The following is a 21,711-nucleotide window of genomic DNA, read 5'->3' on the forward strand; positions in this document are numbered from 1 at the left end:
AGAAGGGTGTTGATGTCTGTCGTCACAAACGGATCATCAACACCCTTCGCTGCGTCCGCAGCCCCGCCCTGACTTAGGACTTACTCGTCTAGGGCCAGTGCGGGACAGCAGTTCGTCTAGGTTCTTCTGTCCTGCCCTGTCATCAGTGCGAGACACCAGCACACGACATGTGATCGTTGCCTTGTCATATCCGCCAAATGACTGGTTCGGATCGATGTCAACTTCCATAGGGAAGAAGCACGGCACGTTGACTGAATCGGGGACGTAGCCGTAACAGACGATGCCAGGGATGGTGTCAACAGCGTTAGCTAGCTCTCGTCTTACCTCTGAGACGTTCATGACCATCACCCAAATCCTGGTGACATGAACGGCCAGATAAGCGCTTCAACGTCAGGGTCAATCTTGCCTAGGCGGATCGCTCCCCATTCGGAGTTACCAGCCACGCCCTGAGGTGAGTCCTTACGCATATACAGCCTGTTGGCCTGAATCAGCGTTGCTCGCTCGATCTCCTCAGGAACAGCAGGGAATCCGAATCGGGCAGTAACCCTCACTCGCCTACCGTCTGCCCAATTGCTAGGCGTACACAGTCGACTGATTGGCCTGCCACGCTCTAGAGCGTTCTCAGGTCCCGTTTCGTAGCCGGTCAGTGTCGACCAGGACGAACCATTGCCTACCTCGACTACCAGGCCGCTAGTGCTGCCGATGTCGTCCACCAGCAGCCATACGCCGTCACGGTCGGCGTAGGTACGGCCAACAGTGGAGTAGGTACGGCTGGTGATGGTTTCCGCTAGGGCAAAGCCACCAGGGTCTTTGCTGCACAGCCGGTCAATCTGACGAGAGGTAGCCAGCACCGTAGCCGCCAGGATTTCGTCTCGCGTGTCGTCATCGTCTGGAATAGAGCGAAACTCCTTGAATAGCTCAAGGCTCGCGTAGGTAATTGAAGACATAGCTGACTACCTCCCCTCTAATTACGTAGTGGTCTTGCGTGCTGCGGTTGCTGTCTGCTTGCGAGGATTGGTAACGGTACGGCCTTCAGGCTTGCCGTTCTTTTTCATCTCGTGAGCACGAATGGCAGCGTTGACTTCCTTGACACGCTCATCAAGGCCACGAACTTCATAGCCTCTGCGCTCTTCCTCAAGAGCAGCAATCCACGAATCCTTTTGCTCGGTCATAAGAAACTCCTTGTTTCGAATCGATGAGGTCTGCTCTCTTGCGAAGATTGCAGACCAGATGAGCCAGACGAAGATTCGACAGCTCATTGGTTCCACCCCTGGCTAGCGGAGTGAAGTGGTCAATCGAGGCGTACAGCGGATCAGGATGAGCAGTACGCAAATCCAGAGGATCGCTGCATAGGTAGCAGTCCAATCCGTCACGCGCTGCTAGCTGTGAGCGAAGCACTAGAGGAGCTTCACGCCTGGTGAAGCCTGCTCTCATCAGCATCTTGCGTGTGCCCTGGTGGGCTGCGCTGTTGCAAGTCTCAGAGCAAAACCTTGCATCTGCCCTCATTGACTTAGGCATCTCGACAGAACACCAGACACAGCGCCTCTGAGGCTTACTGTTCATCCGCAGAGAAGCCTTCTCAGCATCCCTGAAAGCGTCTTTGCACTTCCTAGCGCAGTAGACCTTGCGTCGATTCTTAGTAGTAAATGGTGTGCCGCAGTGTCGACACTGTCCGCTTAACTGCTCAAGCTCCCCGTTGTACCTGGCTCGCTGATAGGCATTCCAGCAGGGCTGGCAGTAGTTGGCATGAGTAAAGTCCTGCTCAAAGGAATTCGTCCCGCAGGCGCTACAAATCTTCATTAGAGAACTCCCGGGTTAATGGGAGGGCTGTTGCCGGGAGACAACAGCCCTCCCCAAGCTCCTGTTAGCTAGACAGGAACGTCAGAAAATCAGCCCTAGAAGCTAGGGGTGATAAGGCCGGTGCCACCGATCTTCGCTACACCATTGGTGTAACGGCGGAAGCTGTAGGCAAAGTAGCCGTACATAACCAGCAGGACACCCAGACTTGCCGCAGCAGTCTGCTCAGCGCGGATGAACACTGGCGCGTTAGGGTCTTCCCACAGGTGGCACTCATCAGCCGCAACAACGTAGATCTCATCCTCATTGGTGCCAGCACCCAGGTTGGTAGCGATGTTGTTGTCAACAATCACGAGGTTTCCGTTAGGCAGAATGCCACGTACACCACTGTTGTAACCGCCACCGTTGTTCACACCAATAGCCTGAGTAGGAACGCCAGGCTGAGTGATCATCGGCCACGCGTTCGATAGCTGAGACTGGAACCAGTTCCAACGGCGAGTGTGCATAACGATATGGCTAGGAGTTGCCTGAGCCATAAGAGCGATTTCAACAGCCGAGTTGGCTGCCAGCATCTTCGGATACAGCTCAGCCGCCGTAGGAGAAGCGTCCGTGTAGGCAACAGCCTGAGCAACAGCAGACAGACCAGTGGTTGCCTGGTTAATCAAAGTGTTGTCAAGAGTGGTTGCGTAAGCGCGGAACAGGTCGTTCATCACGATCTCTTCACTGCCGCTACCACGCTCGATTGCCTGACGGGAAAGAATCTGCTGACCAGCCGCAGTCTGCACATTCTCAGTCAAGAGAGTGTCATCCATGTCAGTGTTCGACACGGCTGCATTCTCCGAGCCCTGAAGAGCAACAGACGTACCAGTAGTGATACGGCTGATGTTCACGCTCGTGCCAGTAGGCGGCAGGTCGTGCTTGTTGCAGATATCAGCGAATGGACGCAGAGCCCTTACGGCTGGCGCGTACATGTCAGTCAAGTACTGAGGAACAACCAGACCCGAGAAGTTGCCAGTGTTACCGGCACGCTCTAGGTACTGGCCGCGCTCTACGCGCTCTTCCTGCATGTGGCGGTTAAGCCGATGCTCTGCCTCAAGGTCCCTGAAAAGGAAGCGCTTAGCAACGTCACGCGCGAACTGAGAGCCCTTGCGGTCTGTGTCCTTGCGGTAGGTACGCTCTTCGGTTCCTACACGGGCTACACGGTCGTAGGCAGGCTTAGCAGCACCAGTAGCACTACGCTCGCCATAGGCCTTCTCGTTGGCCTCCTGGTCAGCCGCAGCGGCACGAGCAGTCTCAAGCTTGAACTTGATTCCGTCGAGATCCTTCTTAGCGCTCTCACGCTTGGCCTCTAGCTCACGTACCTGCTTGTCCTCATCGGCAGTCAGGTTTGCACGAGCCTCAGCCTTAGCCTTGTCGAGAACGTGCATGATTTCGGTATTGGCGCGCTCACGGTCGCGCTCTGCCATCTTTAGCTCAACCTCTAGCGAGGTGATTAGTTCAGTTACAGTAGACATTTTTGTCTTCACTTTCGGTGAAAGGGATATGGAAAACCCTTCCGCCACGCTTCTGCGTCACTACCGGTCTGACTGCCGGCATGATCCGTAAAGCTGCTCCTAAGGTCTGATTGCCAAATTGAGCTAGCGGGTTATCGGGTCAGTGCTGATTGCTAGTCGTCCAGTCGTAGCATGGTTTCGACTAGCGAAATACTGCGACCAGTAGGCGCAGAAGTAGTAGGAACATCGGCCACACCACGTAGCCGAGAATTAAGACGCTCAACAGCCGCACGTGCGGCACCAAGCGGAAGATGCTCTAGGTCCGACATGATCTCTCGGGACCTGGCAGCAATAGACGTGTGAGGGTTAGCGCCGTAGTTGACTGCGGACACGTCACCTCTGTGAAGGTCAACCTGAGTAATGCGGAACTCCGAATAGTCATCGCTCCACTCACCATCCTCAACCAGGAAGGCGAAACTCATCTGATCGATGTTGCGATCCTCAACCGCTAGAACCAGATCCTTAACGTCCTGGCGCTCAGGGTTGAGCAGAGCTACCGAACGCAGACCCAGAGCGTCTACAGACAACTCAAGTGTCTTGTTGGTTGTCCGAGCCATGGTCACGCCTCTGTGGTTCACCAGGAACGCGACATCAGGATCAGCGGCTAGCGTCTTGTCGAACGCTCGGGAATCAATAACCTCGTTGTAGCCACCGAACATGTCCCAGATCTCATACGGCTTCTCGACTACAGAGGCGTAGCCGTCTAGCTGATAGAAGCTCTTGCCGTCACGCTCGATGAGGTTGGCGCGTAGCTGCTTGGCATCAAAGCCCAGTGAACGAGCTACACCACCAGGCGCAGCGTTCGCACCAGAACGTGTGCCCTGTGCTCCCAGAGCAGCCGCCCTGAGGTTTGCTGCCTCACGGTGTGCTGTAGAGATAGTCATGACGTAGCCGCCTTTTGTTCAGGAGTGCGATTCGGCGCACCAAACAGCCGATCGAATTCGGCTAGCTGAGAATCGGTATACGGAGGAAGGTTGTCCTGTTCCCTAGATTCACTAGGAGTCAGTTGCCGTGAACGGATCTTGATTTCGTTCATCTCGGCGCGTGTCTTTGGGTCCATCCGCAGCAGAGCGTCTGAATTCAACTTGACGTACTGCGGTGAAGGAGTCAGCTTGGTCAGCTTGTTCTCACGGCGGATGATTGCTGGCCCGAGATTCATGATGAGGAACTGAAGGTTCCGCTGTGTGATGCTCGCGTAGGTAACACTGCTGCCACCAACAGCGGCATCAATCAGGTCACTCGGGCAACCAAAGAAGCGGGCAATATCGGTTAGCCCGTACCGCTTGGCCTCAAGCCATTGAGTCTGGCTGTCTACCGCCTGAATCGGGTGATACTCCCAATCATTACCGTGAACAAAGACATCACCGGAATCAACGCTGGCCTTGAACTTGGCCTTAGCCTTGCCCGCTACCTCATCGTTAATTGTGGTCTTGGTGTGCTTGAGGATGGCTGCTGGAATCGCGCCACCGTCAAACCAGTTGGTTGCGTAGTCCTGAATCGACAGGTACTCACCGATGGAGAAAGCCGCGTACTGGATTGGTGATAGTCCGTACGGCAGACCAGCTACCGTGTACTGCTTCTCATGCCAGATGTCGGCAGGATCGAACGTCTCACTGCCAACCCGATAGCTAAGCTGTCCGCTCCTGTAGACGACTGTCACGTCTTGCAGCGGTAGCAGCTCGATACGGCTTGGCAGGCCTCTGCCGTTCCGCTCAGTGATCAGGCCAAAGGCGTTACCAGCCCGGTCTAGGTCAACCTGAGTTGAGTAAAGCCATTCCTGCATATCGCAGTTGTCTCCACCAGGGTTGATCAGCACAGGAGGCTTAGAGACTTCCAACTGCTGACCGTTGACCCTGCGGAAGACATCCACGGGCATTGTCGAGATCAGGTCTGCTCGTAGCCTCAGGCATGCCCAGACTGCCGAGTGACGTAGGGCTGAGTCGTCAGTGACAAGCACCCTGCCCTGTCGGGTTGAGCCAGAACGAGGCGGAATCAAATCCTGCGCTTGCTGGCTGATGTTGGCGTGACGCTCCTGTCTTGTGAAGACATCACGAACTCTTTGAGTGAAACTAGGCACGGCGACCCTCCTAACCAAATGAATCCATTAGGTCGTAGTCGCCACTGCCGACCGAATCTTTACGTGTCACATAGGCCCAACGGGCAACAACCCCTGCGGTAAGCGGGCTGGTATCAACATCTGAACGGGCACGATCGAAAACCCAAATACCGCTTTGTGTCATCCGTGTGTGAGCACCAGCAACCGCTAGGTCAAGAGGAGCGAATTTCCTGTGATGGAATGTCTTGTCCTCTACGGCGGTGACAAACTGAGAGCAGCCGGCTAGATAGTCAGCGCCAGTCATTACCGCCAGGTCACCAAACTCAGGCTCGTCAGCGTCCTCAGGGATCGTGATCCCTGACGGCGCGAACTTGAAAGCTGCTGCCTTCAACGGAGACTGAGGATCAATGCCGATGGCAATCAGTTCAGGATTCTCCGCACCTGCATACTTTTCCTTCAGCTCAGCTAGGTAGGCAGGCACCCAATCGACACCAGGATCAGTGCGGATAATTTCAAGATGCTCCTTGCCGTCCTTACGCACTCCGTAGAGAGCCACAGCAGCATGAACCTTGTTCTTCACCTGCCAGGCGCAAGCGCCAATAGCGAACTTTGATCCGTCCGCCGGCTGTGACTCAGGATCAGCAATCGCCTCCCAAGCCTCTGTGCTGATGAGGTTGTTACTCTGCTTCAGCGGCCAGCGTCCTAGACGCTCACGAGCGAACGATTCAACCTTCTTGTTCTTCGTAGCCTTTGCTCGCTCCTTGCGGATGGTCGACTCACGGATATGAAGGTTCATCGCAGGATTGGCCTGCGCCCAAGCTTCCCTATCGTCTAGAACATCCTCAAGGGACTTGTTCGGGTCAACGCTCCACTCCATCCAGCAAACGTCTTCATCATTAGCTAGGCCACGCTCACGGATGTTGCTGTAAGGCTCACCGCTACTTGTGTCTAGAGGAGGAGTCGACAGGTACCAGGTCTGCGGATTACGGCTACCCGACAGAGCGAAGCTAAGCGCTGCCTCGTCAACCTCTGTGAGGTCGTAGGCCTCGTCATGGATCAGCTTGTCAATCGAGTCACCACGCGCGTTCTTCCCTCGCGCAGCCATCTCAAGGAAGGCACCAGACTCCAACCTGATGAACTCACCGCCATTTTCCTTGGAAAGCCACGTCTTCCCAGGAAGCAGAAGCTTTTGCAGACCGGGATTATCCCGTTCCTCTTCCTCAGCCTTTACCCACTTCTCAATGATGTTGGCTACGCGGAAGAAGATCTTTTCTGCGTTAGGCTTCTTCTTCTGAGCAGTTAAGATGATCCGTTCATCGAACAGGAAAAGGCCAGCGAGGATTAGCACGTCAATGATGTATGACTTGCCGTTCTGACGAGGAACCATGAGCCCTACGTCTGAGGCTGCCCATACGTTCAGGTCAGGATTTTGAGGATCAGCAACCTCCCGCAGACCGTTCCGGATTGCGTACTTCTGCCAGTCGTAAAGGCCAATCCCGAGGTCTGCGGCGAACTCAATAGCGTCTTCACCAGCGCCAGTTTCACCCGGCGGGAAGTTGCCTACTCTTGGCTCTTGCTTCCCTCTTAGCACGGAGGACATCGACACGGGACGCCTCCTTTACTTGAGGGTTGACCTGTTGCAGCTTCGCCAGGACTTCTGTGAGCTGCTTTGAGATGGACGCTGCTTCCCTGTGTTCAGCGACAGTCAGACGTGCCGCCAGGTGATCCCTGAGAGCTTCTAACTTCTCTACGTAGGTGCCTGCCTGCATGATTTCCACAAAGTCACGCTCTGTTGGTTCCTGCTCTTCCATGGCTGGCACCTCCTCGGGGAAATAAAAAATGACTTGGCATGGGGTGATCTAAGGTGCCGATTCTTAAAAAATCTTGGACAGTCGAGACTTGATGTCGGCAAGTGTGATGACCAGCCAGGTAAGGGCAGCATCTAGGAACGCCAGAGGATTGCTAGGCATAGTGGTCACCACTTCCTTGATGTGTTCAGAGGAGTAGGGACCGGGCCGTTGCCTCTGCTTGAGTTGCATTTCTTTCCACACGTAGGGCAGCCCTTCACTCCGTGAGCAGGACGCTTGTTGTGTGGGTCGCCTCTGTCTTGGTCCGGCTTCACAGAGACAGGGATGAGGTAGTCAGCAGTAGTAGCGCCATCGTGTTCACAGATGTGGCAGATGTACTGGTAATACTCAAGGCAGATCCGCTTGGCTTCCAGGTACGGACCTGAGTGCATCCAGTAGTAATGCTTCCTGTCAGCCATAGCGTTACCTCACTTGGTCCCTCATCACCCTTGCGAACATCAGAGTCTTCTCCTCGGCAGACATAGGGCTTTAGCGTCTGATGAGTCTCAGCAAACGTTCCCACTCAAGGCGATCAACCTCAGCGTCTTCTAATTCTTTCTCAATGAAGTTCTGCGCCTTTAGTAGAGCTGCTGCCTTGTTGGCATGTTCTGCGGTGAAGGTGACGCGCTTACCGTCTTCCTCAATCCACATGGTTACTTCAGCCATCGGTCTGCTCCTCATCGTTAACGTCTAGCTCAAGGTCAAACCAAGGAAGCCCACGCTCAGACCAATTCTGGTTGTATTCGTCAGTAAGGTCTGTCTCTTCACCGTTAACCACATGGACTACCCGAGTGAAACGCATCTCCAAAGCCTCTTCATCGAAATAGCCCGCGTAGGTGTACGTAAACTCTTTACGGTCGCTCTCTTCCATTGTCTTGCTCTCCTCTGATTTTGGTGAAATGAGGGAGGCGCATCAGAGGTAATGCGCCTCTACCTCAAGCTCCCACCATTCCAACCTGACACCGCCTTTATGTGCGCGTGTCCGTCTCTGACATTCCATCTTGCTCGTAATGCGCCCCACAAAACGTGAGGCGGTTCTATGCAACCCTCACGGTTACCTTGCCTTGCCATTCTCTGCCCGTAGGCAGCTTGTCTCCCTTTGAGAGATTGCAGTTTGCGCAAGCCCTCACCAAGTTCCACCAATGATCCGTACCGCCTTTAGCTAGCGGCATGTAGTGGTCCATGTGCATCTCGTCTTTACGTTCGCCGCAGTAGTAGCAAGGGTCATTCTTGATTGCCTTGCGGTACTCAGCGCTCAGGAGCTTGTCTTGCTCATCCATCGCGACATCAACAAGGTGTCTGCGTCTGGCAGCAGCAGCGGCGTACTTTTCTTTGTTCTCGTGATAGTAGCGGCGGGCATTAGCACGACTTGTACCGCGCTTGCTCTCCCGCACAGCTACACAGCAGTCATAACAGCGGCAGCCCATGAACCTGTATGCAGGCCACCCAAATTCGGCGTACTCACTAACGTGAGGCATCTTGCCAATTCTGTCTATGTAATCCAAAGCCTCAATGTCCATAACTTTCCCCTAATGCAGTAGAGGAAAGGGGAAGCTGCATCTTCCCCCTCCAAACTGTATTTACTGTCCCAATGACGTTTTTCAGCGTTGATTCAGCCCGTTTGTGATCAAGGTCATAAATGGGTTAGTTCAGGAAGCAGCCGATCTCTTATGCGTAAGCGCATTACGTCTAAGAGGAGCATTGAATGAAGAACTGCAATTGGGCTGACTCTACGCACGCTGACTATCGCTCAGACCTGGTGCAGGTCATTGAGACAGTGCGTGAATACATCTTTTGGAAGGCCAACAAGGATTGGAATCTAGGCCTTGAGGCTGACGAGATTGAGAATGAGCTGTACGCCTTTATGTTCTCTCGTCCAAGCCTGATCACTGCCAAGCTCTCTACTGTTGGTGGGACGCTTAACCAGCACGCTAAAGACTGGTGCATGAAGCTGCGTCGGCAGGAAGGCGCTCTAATGCTTGGCAGTGAGGCGCTAGGCGAGATTCTGAGAGAATGGCACAGCATGCCCGCATACATCTGGGATGTGGTCTACGGCGAGACGTTCAGCAACGCTGCTGGTGGCCGCTACCTGGCTCTGCTTGAGCAGGTCTACCGAGACAGCAGGGACATGCTGGATATGACGCCTGAAGAGCTTCTAGACCCCATTGCCACCATGAGGAAGCTCCTGCCTGCTGCGGACAGGAAAGCTCTCACACGTGCCCTACAGCGGCTTACAGAGGTACTAGGGGACGTGATGTGCGCTCGCCCGGAGAGCTTCGACGCTGTGAAGCACGACCAGGCGGCTACGGACTACCTGGCTGGTCTAGACGATGACGAGACGTTCATCGGTCACCAGGGCACCTACCGATGCGACAAGGGACACGAGATGACTGCCAGGCTCGCTGTGAAGCCTCCAAAGCGTCTGGGCATGCCTCGTGAGTACGGTTATCGCAACTGCTCTTGCGGTGACAAGGAGCTAGCTCTAGCCGCAGCGTGACCCATCATCTGACACAGGTAAACGGGATCTAGTAGGAATGCTCTTAAGGCTTCCTCAACTAGATCCCGATACTTTTCTGTCTGAATAGGCTCGATGTCTGCCTTAAACGCTCGTCGCTCTTCAGCACGCTTGCGTATGTACTCGTCCCTAGCGGCTAGGCAAGGGTCACAGCGACATTTCAGGTAGGAATACATGTGATAGGTGCCGTGTTCGGCTTTTGCTCGGATCTTCCGTACCCATCCAGTTTTAATCTTTCTACTCTCGCGGTATTCACGTCCGGCACGCCTACAATCGTCACACCGACAAGCGTGCTTGGTGTAGGCATACAGAGTGCCGTGAACAATAGGCTTGCGCATTCTTACTCTCCTATAATGGCGATCCTTTCGCCTCTACTTAACTCATCGGCACCAGGCCGTATCAAACTCGCTTACATGCTGATCAAACTACGGCCTGACTTGAGGAATTCCTCAACCCGAATGCTGGCCTCAAGCTCTTCACCGAGCATCTTGTCTCGATACTCTGACTTCATGGCTTCCTTGGCCTTACGGCGTAGGTTCTGATCCTTCTTCAATCCCTCAAATACGTCTGCGTAGCGCTCAGCGTTACGGATGAAGTCTGCTTCTTCCTCAGAGCCACGCATGACGTAGGAATTGCCGATGTAGTCCACACCAGTCAACAGCTTGACCGCTGACGGATGTCTGTTCTTCTCGCCTAGCTTCAGACCGACAAGGCCAGCCTCAGACAGCTTCACAAGAGAAGTCTTGGCAGCATCACGAGAAACCTTGATGCCGTACGCGTGGTTGAACCAGTAGACGACATCAAGCTGAGCAACGGGCAGGCCTGTCTTCTTACGGAAGTAGGCGAGGGTGCCTAGACACTCCACTAGAAGGCCACAGTTGCGCCGTACAGCCGCGTAACGGCTCTCAGGGAGTCTCTGCATGGACTCCTTAAGCCAGAGGCACAGAGGAGCGCTGAGGCTGTTGTTATATTCGGCAGCGAGCGTCAGGAGCCGTGAGAGATGCCTGTCTGCGTCTCTACGCTCAACACTGAAGCTCAGGATGTTCTTGAAGTAAGAGCGTGTCTCAGGGCTGATCGTGGCGTACTTGCCGACGTTGCCCATGCCAACTTCATAGTCATTGGGAGCGCTGAACCTTACTCGCTTCGCTGATAGTGCGAAGGTAGCCACCTGTAGATCTCGTGGCGTGAATTCAATTTGATTGCTCATGGTCTTTCCTAGCTCTGTAGTGGTATCAGGGTGAAAGTTGAGTTGCTTAACTTCAACCCTGTGCCCCTGGCTTTGGCTGGCCTGCTACTCACCAGGGGCGTTCCCACTACACTAGGAACGAAGTTGAATTATGTGCACTCGCCTTCCTCTCTATTGTATCGGCAGAATGATCTTGCAACCACCCACGTTATCAATTCTTAATTCTGCACAAGTGTTAGAGCTAATAAATGCGCTGAAGTGTCGTCGCCCAAGTACCTCTTACAGAGTAGGTAGATTCAACAGTAGTGAACCCCTCATATAGAGTATCTACCGCTAGGTACAGGAGCATAGAGGATTGTAATAGTGAACCCCTCATATAGAGTATCTACCGCTAGGTAGAGATACAGAGAAGGGAAGGCATAGGAGTGATACTGACTAGCAGTAGTCCTATACCTTCCCTACACACAAGATTAAAAAGGCGACCAGCCCTCAAGAGGCATGGTCACTGTGAGTCACTGATAAACCATCTCCTGAGCCTTGTTACCGGTCAGGCGCTTCTCAATGTCGTTAGACATGGTGATGAGCAGGGCTACAGGTGCAGCGTTAGGGATCATAAAAGCGCGCTTGTGCTTGCCCTTCATGGCCTTACCTCTGTCAGCCATCAGTTCTGCTGCTTGAATCTCGTCTTCAACCTTGCCGACGTAGGCGATTACCTCAGCATCAAGCAGGATCTTCCTACGGGCTATCACATCGGATGCTTCCCAAGCCTGGCGGTATGTGGTGCCTACCGGCACGTATTCCCAACTAGCCGGACGTGAGGGCATAGCCTCAAGCGCGTTCTTGCGGTCGATAAGCTTCCTGAGCCTGTCTAGGTAGCCCTGACGGTTGCCCTCATACAGGCCTAGGTCATGCTCTTCACGGATTCCACGGATAGCCTCGTCCACCCGCAGCAGCTCGTCTGAGTGGTCTTCACCAGGGATGAACTGCTTCTCATGAATCTCAAGATTCCCAAACTGCTTAAGCAGTGCGTTCTCAAGCAGCTCATCAAGCACAGCGGATTTCGTGCTAGGGGTACAGCCGGACTTGCAGTAGTAGTAGCCGTAAGACTTTCCGTCAGCCTGAGTCCACTCACGTAGGTAGTAGTTGGATTCGCAGACGATGCACTTGGCTACGCCTAGAAGCCGGTTAGCGTCTTTGCGCCGTGGCGCTGATGGCAACGAGCGGACTTCTAGAGCCTGTTGCAGCTTTGTCCATTCGGTCTGGCTGATGAGTGGCTCACCACGCATGACAGGGAGTCCAGCACCATCACGCAACACTTGACGGACACGCTTCCCGTTGTCGTCTTTGATGAAGTTGCCATCTTCATCCTTGGCAAAGAACTCAGTCTCACCGAGCAGATTGCGGGAACGCAGGATGTCATTGAACAAAGCCGACTGCTGCCACTGGATAGGCTTCTTGTTCCTGCCTAGGGCTGCTGCCTCTTTACCGTCCCTGACCCGAGCATGCTGCCTAGGCGTCAGGATGCCTCTAGCCGTGAAGTCACTACAGATAGCCTCTGCTGTCTCGCCAGCAGTCGCACGCCTGACAGCTTCCTTGACCACCTTCAAGGCTGCCGGATCATGCACGAGAATCCAGCCGTCACCCTTAGGGTTCTTAGTCTTCATGTATCCGTAAGGGATCGGGCCACCTCGGTAGCGGCCAGCAGACCGCAGGAAGTCAGATGTGTTCTTGTTCCTGTCAGAAATAGAGATCCACTCAAGTTCAGCCGCAAAGGCGAGGAACTGAAGAATGATGTTGTTGACCGGATCACGCCTACGGAAATCAAAGGTGAGAGCGCCACCACCGGGACCGGTGCAGAAGATGAGCAACTTCTTATGAGTGATAGCGAATTTGGCTAGGTCGTTCAGGTCCATCATGTTCCGGATGGCCCTGTCTAGCTTTGACCAGGCAATCGCGTCGTAAGACGTGATCAGCTCAGGGTCAGTCAGCCACGGACCGAGGGAAGGCCTGTCAAACGGCGATGTGGTGCCCGCTGACACGTCCATGTCCTCAGCCGTGTCCACGATGGTGCCGCCGTGCTCCTGGACTACAGGATCGATCGTGGCTCGCTGCACAGGGAACGAGGTGGACTCTTCACGCTCACGACTCAGCCGCAGTGCTCTCAGTACCCGCATGACCAGCATGGTAGCCTGTTTGACAGTTCGGTCGGTACGCGGTGGCGTAGCGGATGTCGGCGTGGATGCGCGGGTCGAGGTCGGTGAGCACCACGAACCCGGGCAGCGGACTCGCGGCGGAGGTAACCGTGGTGGGGGTGGGGTTCACCGGCGTCGCCTGCGACGCGTCCGGGGCGGGGTGGGGCTCCGGCCGCGTGCAGCCGCCGAGCAGCGCGGCGGTTGCGAGCACGACGACGATCCGGTGACCCACACCTCCTGTCTATCAGCCGGGCCGGCACCACGGGCCGGATGCGCTCGTTCCGGGTCGGCCCCGCTCGGTGCGTGGCCCGGTCAGCCCCCGATCAGGTGTGCGCGCAGAAAGACAAGCGCCGCCTCGTCGTCGTCGATCCCGCCGGCCTCGTGGCCGTTGTAACGCCACACCGACAACTCGGTCGGCCCGGCGTGCGCGTTGACAGCGGCGTAGACCGTCGACGGCGGGACGATCTCGTCCATCAACGCCACCGAGTACCGCGCCGGGCGGCGGCAGCGCCTGGCGAAGTTGACACCGTCGACGTACGACAGGGTGGTCAGCACCCGCTCCTCGGCGCCACGGTGGATGGCCAGGTAGTCGCGGATCTCCCGGTAGGGACGGGCGGCGGTGGTCACCACCGCACGCGGGATGTCGCAGAGGAACGGCACGAACGCGACCACCGCCCGCACCCCGGGTGCCAACGCACCGGCCGCGAGCGCCAGCCCGCCACCCTGGCTGTGCCCGAGCACCGCGACCCGGGTCGGATCGACGAGCGGCAGGGTCCGGACGGCGTCCACCGCCCGGACCGCGTCGGTGATCAGCCGCCGGTAGTAGTACGTCTTCGGATCGGTGATGCCCCGGGTGGTGACGCCGGGTGCCTCCGGGCCGGCCGCGCCGAGGTCCGGGGTGTCGCCCCGGCTCCAGCCCGAGCCCTGCCCCCGGGTGTCCATCTGCAGGTGCGCGAACCCGGCCGCGGCCCAGAGCAGGTTCTCCAACGGGTGCCCGCGCCCGCCGCCGTAGCCGGCGAACTGGACCACCGTCGGCAACGCCGTGGCCGCACCGCGGGGCACCCGCAGCCAGGCCCGCACGGTCTGGCCGGCGAAACCCGCGAAGGTCACGTCGAACACATCGATGCTGTTGAGCGCGGTCGCCACCGGCTCGGTCCGCACCGGCCAGCCGGCACGCCGGGCCTCCGCCAGGGTGTCGGCCCAGAAATCGTCGAAGTCCGCCGGTTCCCCTACAACGCCACGGTAGTCACGCAACTGTTCCTCAGGTAGATCGGTGTACATGCGCCCCCGGTCCGACGAGTTTCCGGAAAGGTTCCGTAATTTCGCCGAACGCTAGAACCGACCTGGCATGTCGTCAACCCCCGTCGGTGAGGCAAGATGACGCGTGGAACGGGCACACCGTTCCGGGATCCTCGGTTGACGACGTCTCGTGGTCGTTCTTCCGGCTCGGTGAAGGAGACGCGGGTGGGCGCGGACGACGGACGCAGGGTGACCATCACCGCGATCGCACGGGAAGCCGGCGTGTCGGTGCCGACCGTGTCACGGGTGCTCAACGGTCGCTCCGATGTCGCCCCGGACACCCGGGAGCGAGTCGAGGAGTTGCTGCGCCACCACGGCTACCGGCGACGCACCAGCCGCAGCGTGCGACGCGCCGGCCTGGTCGACCTGGTCTTCAACGACCTGGACAGCCCCTGGGCCGTGGAAATCATCAGGGGCGTGGAGGATGTCGGGCACGGCGCGGGGGTCGGCACTGTGGTCTCCGCGATCCACCGGCAGCCCACCGCGGCCCGGCAGTGGTTGCAGAACCTGCGTACCCGGGCCACCGACGGCGTCATCTTCGTGACCTCGCACCTGAGCCCGCCGCTGCACGCGCAACTGCGCCGTCTCAACGTGCCGGTGGTGGTCGTCGACCCGTCCGGGGTGCCGGCCATGGACGTCCCGACGATCGGTGCCACCAACTGGGCCGGCGGGCTCGCCGCGACCGAGCACCTGCTCGCGATCGGGCACCGGCGCATCGGCCTGGTGGCGGGGCCGACCCACCTGCTGTGCAGCCGGGCGCGGCTCGACGGTTACCGGGCCGGGCTGGAGGGCGCCGGGGTGCCGATGGACGACGCGTTGATCTACCCGGGCGACTTCTACCACGCCTCCGGGTTCGCCGGCGCGACAGCGCTGCTCGACCTCGCCGACCCGCCCACCGGCATCTTCGCCACGAGCGACCAGATGGCCTTCGGCGTCTACGAGGCCATCCGGCGCCGCGGGCTGCGGGTGCCGGACGACGTGAGCGTCGTCGGCTTCGACGACCTGCCGGAGGCCCGCTGGGCATCGCCACCGCTGACCACAGTGCGGCAGCCGTTGGTCGAGATGGGACGGTTGGCGGCACGGACCGTCCTGCGCCTGGCCCAGGGCGAAGGCATCGACTCGCCACGGGTGGAACTCGCCACCGAACTCGTCGTCCGCGACAGCACCGCCCCACCGTCCGGCTCGCCCGGCTCGTCGTGAGGCCGGACCTGGGTCGGTAACCGGTTGGACCAGTTCCGATCCACCTCCGAAACGTTTCGGATCCGGCGGGGTCGGACCCTGGCGGGCGCGGTGAGCGGCCGAGGGTCGCCCACCGCGCCGGGCGTTCAGTGGTGGTGCGGCGAGCGGATGGCCTTGCGGATGGTCACCGGCAGCGCCGGCGGGCCGTCGACGGGTGCCGGGTCCTCGGCGGTCGGTGCCACTCCCCCGGCGGCGATCCGGTCCAGGGTGGCCAGGCCGGCCGCGTCGACCTCCCCAAAGATCGTGTAGTTGGGGCGCAGCGCGGAGTTGGCGTAGACCAGGAAGAACTGGCTGCCGTTGGTGTCCGGTCCGGCGTTCGCCATCGCGAGGACGCCCCGGGCGTACACCCGGCGTTCCCCGGTCGGGTCGGTGGGCGCGGGCGGCAGGTCGGTGGGCAGTTCGTCGCGGTACTGGTAGCCCGGGCCGCCCTCGCCGGTGCCGGACGGGTCACCGCACTGCAGCACGCTCAGCGTCGGATACGTGGTGAGCCGGTGGCACGGGGTGCGGTCGTAGAAGCGCTTGCCGACCAGGTGCAGGAAGCTCTGTACGGTGCACGGCGCGGCGGCCCGGTCCAGTGTCAACCCGATCGGCCCGTGGTTGGTCGCCAGGGTCACCCGGACGCTGCCCCGCGCCGGGGTGCGCCGCGGGTCGGGCGGCAGCGGCACCGGTCGGGCCGCCGGCTCGTCGGGGGTCTCGGTGTACGCGCACGGGCCGTGGGTGGTGCGCGGCGCTCGGGTGGCGGCGTCAGCGGCGGTGGACGTCTCGGCCGAAGCGCCCCCGGGGGCGGCTGGCGCGGCGACCGCACTGGCGGACGCCCCGACGACGAGCGCCCCGGCGAGTGCGGTCACCCCCGCCAGTCGGGACAGGGCGCGCACCGGCCGGCGGGGTGCCGCCCCGTCGGGGCGCGGTTCGAGTTCACTCGACACTGTGATCCTCCTGGACTCGTGGTGCCAGAAAGACCGGAGTCTATGGACGTCGACGTTCGATGTCGATCCTTCAGGGCAGTCGACGGCGACGGCGCCACAGCAGCCCGCCCAACAGCGCCAGCACCCCCGCGCCACTCACCGCGGCCACCGACCACAACCACCCCGAGCCGGTACGCGCCGGCCCACTGGCCGCCGCCGGCCGGGGCGCACCCGGCGCGGCCAGCGCGGACGGCGCCGCCGACGGCGTGGCGGTCAACTCCCCCGCTTCGACAAGCCGGCCCACTGCGGCGTCCCGGGGCAGCGTGAAGCCCCAGTCGAGCAGGGCCGCCCCCTGTTCCCAGCCGCGCAACGGCGCCGATTCGGCACCCAACAGGGTGACCACCAGCCGCCGTCCACCGCGTTCGGCCGCACCCACGTAGGTGTGCCGGGCCAGGTCGGTGAAGCCGGTCTTGCCGCCGAGCGCCCCCGGGTACCGGTAGATGAGTTGGTTCTCGTTCTGGATCTGGAAGCCCTTCGTGTGCTGCGCCGCCTGGGTGGGGATCTCCGTCTGCTCGGTGAGCGCGTACCGGCGGAAGGTCGGCTCGGCGAAACAGGCCCTGGCGATCAGCGCCAGGTCGTACGCGCTGGTGAACTGCCCCTTGCCGTCCAGCCCCGACGGGGTGACCGCGTGGGTCTGGAGTGCGCCGAGGTGGTGCGCGTGCTCGTTCATGGCGCGTACGCCGGCGGCGCTGTCCGTGCCGCTGCCGAGTCGGGCCAGCGCGTTGGCGGCCTCGTTGCCGGAGTTGAGCAGCAGACCCAGCCAGATGGTCTCGATGGTGTAGCGACCGCCCGCGACCAGCCCCACGGCCGAGGAGCCGGGCTCGATGTTCATGTCGTCCTCGGTGACGGTGACCGTCTGCTTCGGGTCCAACCGGGGCAACATGGTGGCCGCCAGCAGGAGCTTCTGCACGCTGGCCGGGGTGCCGTACTCGTGGGGGCCGCAACCGCCGAGCACCTGGCCGCTGTCCAGGTCGGCGACCAGCCACGACGTGGCGGTGATCGCCGGTGGCGCGGTGGCGTCGGCCGGCACGACCAGGCCGGCCGTGTCCAGGGCCGCGCCGCCGACCACCCGTTGCTCGGGCACTGCGGGAGGCGGTGAAGGGCGGGGCGGACGGGACATCGCCGGGGCCGGCGCCCGTGGGCAGCGCACGGTCGGCCCGGCGGACGCTCCCGCGGCGGCGACCGGCGCGGGAGCGAGCAGGATGGCGGACGCCGTGGCCGCCAGCAGCGCAGCTCTCATGTGCCCGACCCTAGTCAACAAGATCGGCCCGCGGGACGGGATGCGCGGGTCGGGTCAGTCCGCCTCGCCCCGACCGCGCAGGTAGTCGTGCAGCGCGCTGGTGCCCCGCAGCCGGCGCAGGCTGCGGAGGTGCAGGTCCTGCTCGCGGCGGGCAAGTTCGGCGCGGACCCGCTGAGGGCTACCTGTGGTCCGCAGTTCCCCCAGCACCGCCTCGATGATCTCGAACGGGTACGCGCCCCGGCGCAGCAGCGCGATGACCTGCGCGGCGCGTCGTTCCCCCTCGTCGTACACCCGGTAGTTGACGCCCGGGGTGCGGCCCGGCCGCAGCAGTCCGCGCTGCTCCCAGAGCCGCAGCTGGGAGGTTCGCACCCCGACCAGGGCGGCGACCTCACCGATGCGGGCGGCGTGGCGTGGTGCGGGCCGAGCCGCCGGTGCGCTGGCCAGCACGGTCTCGAAGGCGCCGAGCACCCGGCGGATCTCGGCGCGTTCCCGGTCCAGCTCGGCGTGGCCGGCGTCGAGCGCCGCGAGGGCTCCGGGCAGGTCACCGCGATGCACCGCGGCCATGATCTCCCGGGCGCGGGGCCAACCGTGCCCCTCGGCCAGCCGCCGCGCCACGACCAACGCCCGGGCGTGCTCGGTCGTGAAGATCCGGTAGCCGCTCGGGGTGCGCCGAGCCGGCGGAAGCACACCCTGCTCGACGTAGTTGCGCACCTGCTGCACGGAGATCCCGACGGTGGCCGCCAGGTCCACGGCGCGGAGCCGATCCTTCGGGGCGACGTCCACGGGGATCACCGTACCGCTTACCACGTGATTTGAGACTTTGCGGGAGGTCCCGCCCGGGTTATCAGGCCATATTCGACAAAAGTCTCTACGTGGTGATGAATGAGACAATGGAACCCGCCAGCATCGGCGGGGCGCGGTCCCGCCACGACTCCGTGAAGGGTTCGCATGTCGCAGCCAGCATGGTCCGACGCCGACAGCCACGACATGATCGAGGTACGCGGCGCGCGGGAGAACAACCTCGCAAGCGTCTCGGTCGACATCCCCAAGCGCCGCTTGACCGTCTTCACCGGCGTCTCCGGCTCGGGCAAGTCGTCACTTGTCTTCGGCACCATCGCCGCCGAGTCCCAGCGCATGATCAACGAGACCTACAGCGCGTTCCTCCAGTCGTTCATGCCGAACCTCAGCCGACCGGACGTCGACTCGCTGCGCAACCTCAGCGCGGCCATCGTCGTCGACCAGGAGCGGATGGGCGTCAACTCCCGCTCCACAGTCGGCACCGCCACCGACGCGTACGCGATGCTGCGAATCCTCTTCAGCCGGCTCGGCCAGCCGTCCATCGGCGGCGCCGGGGCGTTCAGCTTCAACCTGCCCGAGGGCATGTGCCCCACCTGTGAGGGGTTGGGCCGCGTCTCCGACCTCGACATCAGCGAGTTGGTCGACGTCGAGCGCTCACTCAACGACGGCGCGATCACCGCGCCGAACTTCGCGGTCGGCTCCTGGTACTGGCAGACCATCGTCGGCTCCGGGCTGTTCGACCCGGACGTCAAACTGCAGGACTTCACCCCGCAGCAGTGGGACGACTTCCTCCACAAGCCGGCCACGAAGATCAAGGTGGGCAGCAACACCTGGACGTACGAAGGGCTGGCGGTCAAGGTCAAGCGGCTCCTGCTGTCCAAGGACCGCGAGTCGATGCAACAGCACATCCGCGCCTTCGTCGACCGGGCGGTCACCTTCACGACCTGCGGCGACTGCGGTGGCACCCGACTCAACGCGGCGGCCCGGTCGTCGCGGATCGCCGGGCACACCATCGCCGACTGCTCGGCGATGCAGATCAGCGACCTGGCCGCGTTCGTCCGGGGCATCGACGACCCGGGAGCCGCGCCACTGATCGCCAACCTGCGGGACCTGCTGGACTCCCTCGTCGAGATCGGGTTGGGCTACCTCAGCCTGGACCGGGAGTCGGCCACCCTCTCCGGCGGTGAGGCGCAACGGGTCAAGATGGTCCGGCACCTCGGCTCCAGCCTGTCCGACGTCACGTACGTCTTCGACGAACCCACAGTCGGCCTGCACCCGCACGACATCGCCCGGATGAACGACCTGCTGCTGCGACTGCGCGACAAGGGCAACACGGTGCTCGTGGTCGAGCACAAGCCGGAGACCATCGCGATCGCCGACCACGTTGTCGACCTCGGGCCGGGGGCCGGCACCGACGGCGGCCGGATCTGCTTCACCGGCGACGTGTCAGCGTTGCGTCGCTCCGACACCCTCACCGGCCGGCACCTGGACCACCGGGTGACAGTGCGCGACCAGGTACGCCCACCGACCGGGCAGCTCGCCATCCGCCAGGCCGACCTGCACAACCTGCGCGACGTGGACGTGGACATCCCGCTCGGCGTACTCACCGTGGTCACCGGCGTGGCCGGCTCGGGCAAGAGCTCACTGGTCCACGGGTCGCTGCGCGGCCGGTCCGGGGTGGTCATCGTGGACCAGTCCCCCATTCGCGGGTCCCGGCGCAGCAACCCGGCCACCTACAGCGGGCTGCTCGACCCGATCCGCACCGCCTTCGCCAAGGCCAACGGAGTCAAGGCGGCCCTGTTCAGCGCCAACTCCGAGGGCGCCTGCCCGGCCTGCAAGGGGATCGGGCTGATCTACACGGACCTGGCGATGATGGCCGGCGTCGCCAGCGTCTGCGAACGATGCGAGGGGCGACGCTTCACCGACGAGGTGCTCACGTACACGCTGCGCGGCAAGAACATCAGCGAGGTGCTGGCCATGTCGGTCACCGAGGCGTACGCCTTCTTCCCGCACCCCATCCTCAACCGGCTGGTCGACGTCGGGCTGGGCTACCTCAGCCTCGGCCAGCCGTTGACGACCCTGTCCGGCGGGGAACGGCAACGACTCAAGCTCGCCATCCACCTGGCGGAGAAGACCACCACGTACGTGCTCGACGAGCCGACCACCGGCCTGCACCTCGCCGACGTGGACCAACTGTTGGCACTGCTCGACCGGATGGTCGACGCCGGCAACACGGTGATCGTCATCGAGCACCACCAGGCGGTCATGGCCCACGCGGACTGGCTCATCGACCTGGGCCCGGGCGCCGGGCACGACGGCGGCCGGATCGTCTTCACCGGCACCCCCGCCGACCTGGTCGCCCACGGTGACACCCTCACCGCCACCCACCTACGCGAGTACGTCAGCGAGCCGGCAACGATCGACAAGGGGTGACACCGGCGCGTGCGGTGCGCCGGCCCGGGAGAGGCGTCGGCCTGTCACTCAGGTGACGCGGCGCAGCCAGCGCCGCTGCCACGGGGTCTCGATCGCCTTCGGGTGGTAGCCCGCCCGGACCCACGGCACCGCCCGCTCGACCGGGAGACCGTCGAGGATCGCCAACGCCGCCAGGGCCGTACCGGTGCGACCCACCCCACCCCGGCAGGCCACCTCGACGCGTTCGCCGTCGTGCGCCAGCCGAAGCGCCTCCCGCAGGGCATCGAGGGCGTCGGCGCGATCGAGCGGAACCCAGAAGTCGGGCCACCGGATCCGCCGATGCGCCCAGGCCGGCACCGGGCCGGGCGCCAACAGCACGGCGAAGTCGGCGGGCGAGGTCACCGCGGCGATCCGGCGGCCACGCACCATGGCCCCACTGGGGAGTACGAGGACGCCCGACTGCTCGGACCACGGCTGATCGTCAGTCACCCGGACATTGTGCCGCCGCTTTGCGGGTACAGACAGCGCCGCCCCCGGCCTCGTGGGCCGGGGGCGGCGCGGGTGTCGGTGTGGAGGTCGCCAATCGGCGCGAGGGCCGACGCGGGGACACCC

Annotated in this window: 22 protein-coding genes; 3 read left to right on the forward strand and 19 right to left on the reverse strand. The window is 61.3% G+C overall.

Annotated features, from left to right (window positions below):
- Positions 1 to 344: 344 nt before the first annotated feature.
- The 11 genes from AB0B85_RS32815 to AB0B85_RS32865 form a co-directional block, all read right to left on the reverse strand.
- On the reverse strand, positions 345 to 947 hold the full coding sequence (locus tag AB0B85_RS32815) for a hypothetical protein (RefSeq protein WP_357413519.1): 603 nt from the start codon (positions 945 to 947) through the stop codon (positions 345 to 347).
- 21 nt (positions 948 to 968) lie between these two features.
- Positions 969 to 1,172, reverse strand: coding sequence for a hypothetical protein (locus AB0B85_RS32820; RefSeq protein WP_357413521.1), 204 nt, complete (start codon positions 1,170 to 1,172; stop codon positions 969 to 971).
- Positions 1,135 to 1,800, reverse strand: a complete 666-nt coding sequence (locus tag AB0B85_RS32825; RefSeq protein ID WP_357413523.1) for an HNH endonuclease signature motif containing protein — start codon at positions 1,798 to 1,800, stop codon at positions 1,135 to 1,137. The genes AB0B85_RS32820 and AB0B85_RS32825 overlap by 38 nt, the downstream gene beginning before the upstream one ends.
- 95 nt (positions 1,801 to 1,895) lie before the next feature.
- Positions 1,896 to 3,359, reverse strand: coding sequence for a hypothetical protein (locus AB0B85_RS32830; RefSeq protein ID WP_357413525.1), 1,464 nt, complete (start codon positions 3,357 to 3,359; stop codon positions 1,896 to 1,898).
- A gap of 104 nt (positions 3,360 to 3,463) precedes the next feature.
- Positions 3,464 to 4,234: an HK97 family phage prohead protease gene (locus AB0B85_RS32835; RefSeq protein ID WP_357413527.1), complete on the reverse strand. Its 771-nt coding sequence runs from the start codon at positions 4,232 to 4,234 to the stop codon at positions 3,464 to 3,466.
- On the reverse strand, positions 4,231 to 5,427 hold the full coding sequence (locus AB0B85_RS32840) for a phage portal protein (protein ID WP_357413529.1): 1,197 nt from the start codon (positions 5,425 to 5,427) through the stop codon (positions 4,231 to 4,233). Before AB0B85_RS32840 ends, AB0B85_RS32835 begins: the two co-directional genes overlap by 4 nt.
- A 10-nt stretch (positions 5,428 to 5,437) precedes the next feature.
- Complete coding sequence (locus AB0B85_RS32845) at positions 5,438 to 7,012, reverse strand: hypothetical protein (protein WP_357413531.1); 1,575 nt, start codon at positions 7,010 to 7,012, stop codon at positions 5,438 to 5,440.
- Positions 6,948 to 7,217, reverse strand: a complete 270-nt coding sequence (locus tag AB0B85_RS32850; protein ID WP_357413534.1) for a hypothetical protein — start codon at positions 7,215 to 7,217, stop codon at positions 6,948 to 6,950. The genes AB0B85_RS32845 and AB0B85_RS32850 overlap by 65 nt, the downstream gene beginning before the upstream one ends.
- A gap of 525 nt (positions 7,218 to 7,742) precedes the next feature.
- Positions 7,743 to 7,919: a hypothetical protein gene (locus tag AB0B85_RS32855; RefSeq protein ID WP_357413536.1), complete on the reverse strand. Its 177-nt coding sequence runs from the start codon at positions 7,917 to 7,919 to the stop codon at positions 7,743 to 7,745.
- A complete protein-coding gene (locus tag AB0B85_RS32860; RefSeq protein ID WP_357413538.1) occupies positions 7,912 to 8,124 on the reverse strand; it encodes a hypothetical protein in 213 nt (70 codons plus the stop codon). The genes AB0B85_RS32855 and AB0B85_RS32860 overlap by 8 nt, the downstream gene beginning before the upstream one ends.
- Before the next feature lie 166 nt (positions 8,125 to 8,290).
- A complete protein-coding gene (locus tag AB0B85_RS32865) occupies positions 8,291 to 8,773 on the reverse strand; it encodes an HNH endonuclease (protein ID WP_357413540.1) in 483 nt (160 codons plus the stop codon).
- 185 nt (positions 8,774 to 8,958) lie between these two features.
- On the opposite strand from AB0B85_RS32865, the gene AB0B85_RS32870 reads away from it, so the two are divergent.
- Positions 8,959 to 9,750 carry a hypothetical protein gene (locus AB0B85_RS32870; protein ID WP_357413542.1) on the forward strand — a complete coding sequence of 264 codons (792 nt, stop codon included), beginning with the start codon at positions 8,959 to 8,961 and terminating at the stop codon, positions 9,748 to 9,750.
- A 427-nt stretch (positions 9,751 to 10,177) separates the two neighbouring features.
- Here AB0B85_RS32870 and AB0B85_RS32875 read toward each other — a convergent pair whose 3' ends face one another.
- The 4 genes from AB0B85_RS32875 to AB0B85_RS32890 form a co-directional block, all read right to left on the reverse strand.
- Positions 10,178 to 10,975: a hypothetical protein gene (locus AB0B85_RS32875; RefSeq protein WP_357413544.1), complete on the reverse strand. Its 798-nt coding sequence runs from the start codon at positions 10,973 to 10,975 to the stop codon at positions 10,178 to 10,180.
- A gap of 491 nt (positions 10,976 to 11,466) precedes the next feature.
- Positions 11,467 to 13,128: a recombinase family protein gene (locus tag AB0B85_RS32880; protein WP_357413546.1), complete on the reverse strand. Its 1,662-nt coding sequence runs from the start codon at positions 13,126 to 13,128 to the stop codon at positions 11,467 to 11,469.
- Positions 13,094 to 13,378, reverse strand: coding sequence for a hypothetical protein (locus AB0B85_RS32885; RefSeq protein ID WP_357413547.1), 285 nt, complete (start codon positions 13,376 to 13,378; stop codon positions 13,094 to 13,096). Before AB0B85_RS32885 ends, AB0B85_RS32880 begins: the two co-directional genes overlap by 35 nt.
- Positions 13,379 to 13,458: 80 nt before the next feature.
- The gene (locus tag AB0B85_RS32890; protein WP_357413549.1) at positions 13,459 to 14,427 is read right to left on the reverse strand and encodes an acetylxylan esterase; all 969 of its coding nucleotides are present in this window, start codon (positions 14,425 to 14,427) and stop codon (positions 13,459 to 13,461) included.
- 183 nt (positions 14,428 to 14,610) lie between these two features.
- On the opposite strand from AB0B85_RS32890, the gene AB0B85_RS32895 reads away from it, so the two are divergent.
- The gene (locus tag AB0B85_RS32895; RefSeq protein ID WP_357413551.1) at positions 14,611 to 15,645 is read left to right on the forward strand and encodes a LacI family DNA-binding transcriptional regulator; all 1,035 of its coding nucleotides are present in this window, start codon (positions 14,611 to 14,613) and stop codon (positions 15,643 to 15,645) included.
- A 125-nt stretch (positions 15,646 to 15,770) separates the two neighbouring features.
- Here the strand turns inward: AB0B85_RS32895 and AB0B85_RS32900 are convergent, their stop codons facing one another.
- From AB0B85_RS32900 to AB0B85_RS32910, 3 genes are all read right to left on the reverse strand, one after another.
- Positions 15,771 to 16,610: a peptidylprolyl isomerase gene (locus AB0B85_RS32900; protein WP_357413553.1), complete on the reverse strand. Its 840-nt coding sequence runs from the start codon at positions 16,608 to 16,610 to the stop codon at positions 15,771 to 15,773.
- Positions 16,611 to 16,680: 70 nt separating this feature from the next.
- A complete protein-coding gene (locus AB0B85_RS32905) occupies positions 16,681 to 17,889 on the reverse strand; it encodes a D-alanyl-D-alanine carboxypeptidase (RefSeq protein ID WP_357413555.1) in 1,209 nt (402 codons plus the stop codon).
- Positions 17,890 to 17,943: 54 nt separating this feature from the next.
- Positions 17,944 to 18,672 (reverse strand): MerR family DNA-binding transcriptional regulator, encoded by a 729-nt coding sequence (locus AB0B85_RS32910; protein WP_357413557.1) that lies wholly within the window; start codon positions 18,670 to 18,672, stop codon positions 17,944 to 17,946.
- Between the two features lie 165 nt (positions 18,673 to 18,837).
- Here AB0B85_RS32910 and AB0B85_RS32915 point away from each other — a divergent pair, with 165 nt between their 5' ends.
- On the forward strand, positions 18,838 to 21,120 hold the full coding sequence (locus AB0B85_RS32915; protein ID WP_357413559.1) for an excinuclease ABC subunit UvrA: 2,283 nt from the start codon (positions 18,838 to 18,840) through the stop codon (positions 21,118 to 21,120).
- A gap of 48 nt (positions 21,121 to 21,168) precedes the next feature.
- On the opposite strand, the gene AB0B85_RS32920 is transcribed toward AB0B85_RS32915, so the two are convergent.
- Positions 21,169 to 21,588: a protein-tyrosine phosphatase family protein gene (locus AB0B85_RS32920; protein ID WP_357413561.1), complete on the reverse strand. Its 420-nt coding sequence runs from the start codon at positions 21,586 to 21,588 to the stop codon at positions 21,169 to 21,171.
- Positions 21,589 to 21,711: the final 123 nt, after the last annotated feature.

The organism is Micromonospora sp. NPDC049044 (assembly GCF_040649215.1).
Taxonomy (GTDB): domain Bacteria; phylum Actinomycetota; class Actinomycetes; order Mycobacteriales; family Micromonosporaceae; genus Micromonospora.

Bases quoted from the DNA above. Each gene is read 5' to 3' on its own strand.
- AB0B85_RS32880 (WP_357413546.1), bottom strand. From the start codon at position 13,128: ATGCGGGTACTGAGAGCACTGCGGCTGAGTCGTGAGCGTGAAGAGTCC.
- AB0B85_RS32870 (WP_357413542.1), top strand. From the start codon at position 8,959: ATGAAGAACTGCAATTGGGCTGACTCTACGCACGCTGACTATCGCTCA.
- AB0B85_RS32905 (WP_357413555.1), bottom strand. From the start codon at position 17,889: ATGAGAGCTGCGCTGCTGGCGGCCACGGCGTCCGCCATCCTGCTCGCT.
- AB0B85_RS32855 (WP_357413536.1), bottom strand. From the start codon at position 7,919: ATGGCTGAAGTAACCATGTGGATTGAGGAAGACGGTAAGCGCGTCACC.
- AB0B85_RS32915 (WP_357413559.1), top strand. From the start codon at position 18,838: ATGTCGCAGCCAGCATGGTCCGACGCCGACAGCCACGACATGATCGAG.
- AB0B85_RS32815 (WP_357413519.1), bottom strand. From the start codon at position 947: ATGTCTTCAATTACCTACGCGAGCCTTGAGCTATTCAAGGAGTTTCGC.
- AB0B85_RS32865 (WP_357413540.1), bottom strand. From the start codon at position 8,773: ATGGACATTGAGGCTTTGGATTACATAGACAGAATTGGCAAGATGCCT.
- AB0B85_RS32825 (WP_357413523.1), bottom strand. From the start codon at position 1,800: ATGAAGATTTGTAGCGCCTGCGGGACGAATTCCTTTGAGCAGGACTTT.
- AB0B85_RS32875 (WP_357413544.1), bottom strand. From the start codon at position 10,975: ATGAGCAATCAAATTGAATTCACGCCACGAGATCTACAGGTGGCTACC.
- AB0B85_RS32850 (WP_357413534.1), bottom strand. From the start codon at position 7,217: ATGGAAGAGCAGGAACCAACAGAGCGTGACTTTGTGGAAATCATGCAG.
- AB0B85_RS32820 (WP_357413521.1), bottom strand. From the start codon at position 1,172: ATGACCGAGCAAAAGGATTCGTGGATTGCTGCTCTTGAGGAAGAGCGC.
- AB0B85_RS32860 (WP_357413538.1), bottom strand. From the start codon at position 8,124: ATGGAAGAGAGCGACCGTAAAGAGTTTACGTACACCTACGCGGGCTAT.
- AB0B85_RS32890 (WP_357413549.1), bottom strand. From the start codon at position 14,427: ATGTACACCGATCTACCTGAGGAACAGTTGCGTGACTACCGTGGCGTT.
- AB0B85_RS32835 (WP_357413527.1), bottom strand. From the start codon at position 4,234: ATGACTATCTCTACAGCACACCGTGAGGCAGCAAACCTCAGGGCGGCT.